Source organism: Atribacter sp. (genome assembly GCF_035418125.1).
GTDB lineage: Bacteria > Atribacterota > Atribacteria > Atribacterales > Atribacteraceae > Atribacter > Atribacter allofermentans.
In genome coordinates, this window is record NZ_DAOLQM010000142.1 from 1 (window position 1) to 5,562 (window position 5,562).

Here is a 5,562-nt window from a genome sequence, read left to right on the forward strand (position 1 = left end):
CTGGTGGAGCTGAGGGGAGTTGAACCCCTGGCCTCCTCCACGCCAAGGAGGCGCTCTCCCAACTGAGCTACAGCCCCAAAATTACTTAGCAGACGACCTATATTATAGGAGAATCACGTTCATCAGTCAACGGATTCATCAAAAAAAGCTTAAAGTTTAGCTAAGACATGGTTTTCAAATATTTCTTTTACGTTTTGTTCAGTTACCCCAGAGATAACTTCATCGTTAATCCGAATATTAGGCCCGAGAGAGCACTTTTCTAAACAGAAAGTGGCACCAATACTCACTCGGTCTTGCAGGTCGTGCTCTTTGGCTAATTCAAGCAAACGCTGGAGAAGGTTATAGGAACCCTTCAGGTAGCAGCTGGTTCCAACACACACAGCAATGTCAATCTTCTGAGATTCTTTAGCTTCTTGTATTCGAATATATTCTTTGCTGATTCTCCGGCGAGACCGATAACTGGTATGAAGGAATTTTTCGGCTTCTTCGCTATTGGGTTTTTCTAACCATTTCTCATAGAGGTATTTTAATGATGGATTATCCTGGGCTTTTCGAATCGTGCTCATCCGGTCGGCATTATAGAGACCCTGAGCTCTTTTGCGGAGTGTCATTTCTCGGTCGGGATGGGCTAAAGGCATACCGCCACCACCGATACATCCTCCTGGACAATTCATGACTTCGACTAGATCATAATAACGCTTTCCTTCTCGAATGTCTTTCACTAAACGTTGCAAATTCGCTAAACCGTGAACCACGGCTACCTTTACCGTTCGACCGTCAAAGTCGACCTCGGCTTCTCGCAAACTTTCAAAACCTCGAACTCCGCTAAATTCAACATTTTTGAGTTCTTTTCCAGTCAGTCTTTCGTATGCATAGCGGAGAACCGCTTCGGTTACTCCTCCGGTTACTCCAAAGATGACCCCAGCTCCCGTCCCTAAGCCTAATGGTACATCAAATGGAACCGGCTCTAACTCTTTAAAATCAATATTGGCCGATTTAATCATTTTGATGATTTCCTGAGCAGTCATGACAATATCCACGTCCGGTTTTCCTTCGGTTTGAAACTCCGGACGACGGGCTTCAAATTTCTTAGCTGTACACGGCATGATTGAAACCGATACGATTTCATCTAAGGTTTTATTTTCAGCTTTGGTCACAAAATTCTTAATCACTGCTCCAAACATCTGTTGTGGAGATTTGGCACTGGATAAGTTATTTAAATAGAAAGGATAATTCCTTTCAGCATAAATCACCCAGGAGGGGCAGCAAGAGGTAAAATGGGGGAATGGACCACCCTTGGTCAAACGTTTAAAGAATTCCTCGGCCTCTTCAACGGTGGTCAAATCAGCACTGAAGGCTGTATCGAATACTCGGTCAAATCCAATTTTTTTCAAGGCAGCAGCAATTTTTCCAGTACTGATCTCTCCCGGTTCTAATCCAAAAGCTTCTCCAACTGCCACTCGAACTGCCGGAGCAATCTGTGCCACGACAAATTTCTCTGGATCTAAAACTGCTTCCCAGGCTTTATCTACTTCAGATTTTACAATCAAAGCAGCCGTTGGACAACGAACTGAGCACTGTCCACAATAAACACATTCCACTTCGCTGAGTTTTTTCCCAAAAGCTGGTTCCACCAGCGACTTTGAGCCTCGCTGGGTAAAATCGTAGATTCCAATACCTTCAATTTCTTTACAGGTTCGAACGCAATCACCACAAAGAATGCATTTATTCGGATCGCGAACCAAAGAGAAGGAAGAAGTATCTAACGGAAGGTCGTCCGTCCTTTCACCAAAGGGAACTTCAGTTATATCTAAACGAGCGGAGAGTTCCTGTAGACGGCAGTTTAGATTTCGTTCGCAGGTGGTACAATCACGTTTATGGTTGGCTAAGAGGAGCTCTAAAACCATTTTACGAGCCTTGAGAATTCTTTGTGTATTGGTTTTAATCACCATTCCTGGTTCAGGCGGAGTCGAACAAGATGGCATAATGCCTCGTCCTTCAACTTCAACCAGGCACATTCGGCAAGCACCATAAACACTTAAATCAGAAAGATAGCAAAAGGTTGGAATATCGATATCTGCTTTGCGAGCTACTTCAAGGATGTTCTTCTCGCCACTTAATTCAATTTCTTGACCATCAATTATTACTGATTTTTTGAGATTTTCATGACTCATGGTTCTTCGACCTCCATTCAACCAATACCGCATCAAAGGGACAAGCTTCGAAGCATGAACCGCACTTAATGCAAGCTTCCTGATCAATTACATATGGGACTTTCGGTCGTCCGGAAATACATTTGACCGGACATACTCGGGCACATTTTCCACAAGCCCGGCATTTTTCCGGATCAATTCGGTATTCTTTCATGGCATTACAAACGTGAGCAACACAGACGTGATTATTTACGTGATCCAGATATTCATCTTTAAAGTAGCGGAGAGTGGTCAAAACCGGATTAGGTGCGGTCTTTCCCAAGCCACAAAGTGATGCATCGCGCACGACCTCAGCGGTTTCAATCAATAAGTCCAGATCTTCAACTTTCGCACGAGCTTCAACAATTTTCTGGAGTACATTTAACATATGCTTGGTCCCTTCTCGACAGGGAACACACTTTCCACAGGATTCATTTTGAGTAAAATGAAGGAAATAGCGCGCTAATTCAACAATACAGGTATCTTCATCCATGGTGACCAATCCACCAGAACCCATAATGGCACCGGCAGCACAGAGCGAATCATAATCTACAGCGAGGTCCAAATGCTGTTCAGTCAAGCACCCACCGGAGGGTCCTCCAATTTGAACCGCTTTGAATTTTCGATTATTTTGTACACCTCCCCCAACATCAAAAATGAGCTCGCGAAGGCTGATACCCATTGGTACCTCCGCCAATCCGGTGTTTCGTATTTTTCCAGAAAGAGCAAAGGTTTTCGTTCCAGGACTGTTAACTGTTCCAAAGGAACGGAACCAATCGGCTCCTTTTAAAATAATAATGGGAACATTGGCTAAGGTTTCAACGTTATTAATAACGGTTGGATATCCCCAAAGACCTTTGTTGGCGGGAAAGGGGGGCCTAGGATTTGGCATACCCCGTTTTCCTTCGATAGAAGCCAACAAAGCGGTTTCTTCACCACAGACAAAAGCTCCGGCACCTTCTTTTATAGTAAGATCAAAGGAAAAGGAAGTACCAAAAAGATTTTTTCCTATTAATCCAGCTTCTCGGGCATCAGCTATAGCTTTTTTCAATCTTTTAACTGCTAAGGGATACTCGGCTCGAACATAAATATATCCTTCTTGAGCTCCAAAAGCGTAACCGGCAATTGCCATTCCTTCAATAACCGTATGAGGATCACCTTCCATAACACTGCGGTCCATAAAAGCACCGGGATCTCCTTCGTCACCATTACATACGATAAATTTCCGTTCGGATTTGGATAAACGAGCAAATTGCCATTTTCGACCGGTCGGGAACCCCCCGCCTCCCCGGCCACGCAGACCGGATTTTAAAATCTCTCCAATGACATCGTCGGGGCTCATAGTCGTAACGACTTTTGCTAAAGCCAAGTAACCGTCGTGAAACAGATAATCGTCAAGCTCTTCAGGGTCGATGGAACCACAATTACGGAGAACAATTTTCTTCTGCTTCCGGTAAAAGGGAACGTCTTTCATCAATGGCCATTTCCGGATTTCCTGGTTGGTTTCTTCCTGATATACCAGGTCATCAACTACCCGGTTGTTTATCAAGGTTTCTTCAACTATTCGATCAACATCTTCCGGTTTCACTCTCAGATAAAGTATTCCCTTCGGTTCAATCCTTACCAAGGGACCGGCTTCACACAATCCCATGCATCCGGTTTCTTTGAGTGATGGCTGATGATCATCAGTGGTTTTTTCCACAGTAGCTGAGAGCTGGTTTTTTTCAATTAATTCTTGAAACCTTTTATAAACCGCTTCTGCTCCTTTCGCTAAACACCCTAATCCACCACAGACTAAAACCTGTGCGGTAACTGGTTTATTTTTTAACTCTTGAATGTATCTTTCCAGTTCTTCTTTAGTCTTGAATGGCATGGACCATTCCTCCCTTGTTTTCTTCAATCAATCCTTCAATGATTTCACGAGTCCTTTCTTCGTTTAACATCCCAAAGACCTCTTCATCGATCATCATAGCTGGCGCCAGAGCACAGGCTCCGATACAAGCCACGGTTTCAACCGTAAAAAGAAGGTCGGGGGTCGTTTCCTCGTTTTCTTTTAATCCTAATTGCTCCTTAACAGTTTTTAAAACATTGACTGACCCTTTTACATGGCAAGCTGTCCCATCGCATACTCGAATCATATGCTTTCCTTTTGGTTTTAAAGAAAATTGAGCATAGAAGGTAGCGACCCCATACACATAGGCCGGGGACACTCCCAGGGCGGTAGCAACATAGGTCAATATTTCTTCGGGAAGATATCGGTAATCGGCTTGAATCTCCTGAAGGATAGAAATTAAATGGGATGCATTTCTATCGTGTTTTTCTAGAATTGCATTCACTTTTTCGAACTGACGACTTAAGGTTAATTCTGGATTATCAATTTCCAATGACATTCACCTCCGGATATACCTTCATCGTAACCTGCTGAGTTACGGAATAATCATCACTTAAATATCAATTTTAATTCAAAAATACTCCAATTTAACCTCTTTTCCTAACTTTACCAGCTCTTCGGTGATTTCTTCTAAAATTCTGGCTTTCAATGAAAGCTCACCTGATAATTTTGGATTCTGGTGAGCTGGATTGATCGCCATTCCAGTATAGATAAGAATTTCATCTGATTCTAATAATAAATGTAACAAACGGCTGGCACCATCTTGTTTATAGAGAACATCGATATCTCTTACTCCTTGCTTTAGATGGCGGCGAACACTGGCCAAAGTCAAAATCCCCTCGGTGAGAAGGTCTACTCCTTCTAAAATGCCTACCGGGGGAATATCTTCTTTCATAGAATTTAAATCCACGTCTATCGGTTTTCCTAAGTAACGGGAGACGATATTTCCGGTTGTTCCACCAGAAAGAACTTTCTTTCCAGGAAAGGAAAGAAATTTTTGAGTAATGAACTGATCAATTTTTGGGTCTTCTGGTGGTCCCGCCCATAAAATCATTTTCCGAGGAAGACGAATTTTCGCTACAATACAGGTTGCATCGTCTCCAGGCATCCCTTTGTAAAGACTTGCCGTCGTTTCGATCACTTTTCTTGACAAAGAATCGGCATCAATGTGCTCGTTCACACTACTTTCAAGAAAAGAGGCGATTTTTTCCCATCTCCAGCCTAAATTCCAGATCCCGCCAATACCGGCGTGCACCACTCCGTCGCTAACCGCTACTAACCAATCATTTTTTTGGAGTTTCATGTTTGATTCATGAATAACTCGATTCCCAATTTTTCTTTCTTTCCGTTCGATATGCATCACTCGGCCACTTCGAATCCAGAAGATTGGTGGGCTATCAAATTCAGCAATATAGGCTTCACCGTTTTGAAAAACCTGCATGACTGAAAAAGTAGAATAAGCAATTTTTCTCACCTTAC

Annotated in this window: 4 protein-coding genes and 1 tRNA gene; all 5 read right to left on the bottom strand. The window is 43.0% G+C overall.

All coding sequences use genetic code 11. From position 1 onward, the window contains the following. Position 1: 1 nt before the first annotated feature. Positions 2-77 (bottom strand) — tRNA-Ala (locus PLK24_RS07670). Between the two features lie 72 nt (positions 78-149). Then, entirely contained in the window at positions 150-2,174 is a 2,025-nt protein-coding gene (locus PLK24_RS07675) for an NADH-dependent [FeFe] hydrogenase, group A6 (RefSeq protein WP_324477858.1), read from the bottom strand. Continuing rightward, positions 2,164-4,065: an NADH-quinone oxidoreductase subunit NuoF gene (gene nuoF, locus PLK24_RS07685; RefSeq protein ID WP_349770670.1), complete on the bottom strand. Its 1,902-nt coding sequence runs from the start codon at positions 4,063-4,065 to the stop codon at positions 2,164-2,166. The genes PLK24_RS07675 and nuoF overlap by 11 nt, the downstream gene beginning before the upstream one ends. Further along, positions 4,049-4,582, bottom strand: a complete 534-nt coding sequence (gene nuoE, locus PLK24_RS07690; protein WP_433873568.1) for an NADH-quinone oxidoreductase subunit NuoE — start codon at positions 4,580-4,582, stop codon at positions 4,049-4,051. Before nuoE ends, nuoF begins: the two co-directional genes overlap by 17 nt. 72 nt (positions 4,583-4,654) lie before the next feature. Continuing rightward, a partial coding sequence (locus tag PLK24_RS07695) for a SpoIIE family protein phosphatase (RefSeq protein ID WP_324477862.1) occupies positions 4,655-5,562 on the bottom strand: 908 nt, incomplete at its 5' end.

Excerpts from the sequence above, each read along its gene's own strand:
- PLK24_RS07675 (WP_324477858.1), bottom strand. The coding sequence starts at position 2,174 with ATGAGTCATGAAAATCTCAAAAAATCAGTAATAATTGATGGTCAAGAA.
- nuoF (WP_349770670.1), bottom strand. The coding sequence starts at position 4,065 with ATGCCATTCAAGACTAAAGAAGAACTGGAAAGATACATTCAAGAGTTA.
- nuoE (WP_433873568.1), bottom strand. The coding sequence starts at position 4,582 with ATGTCATTGGAAATTGATAATCCAGAATTAACCTTAAGTCGTCAGTTC.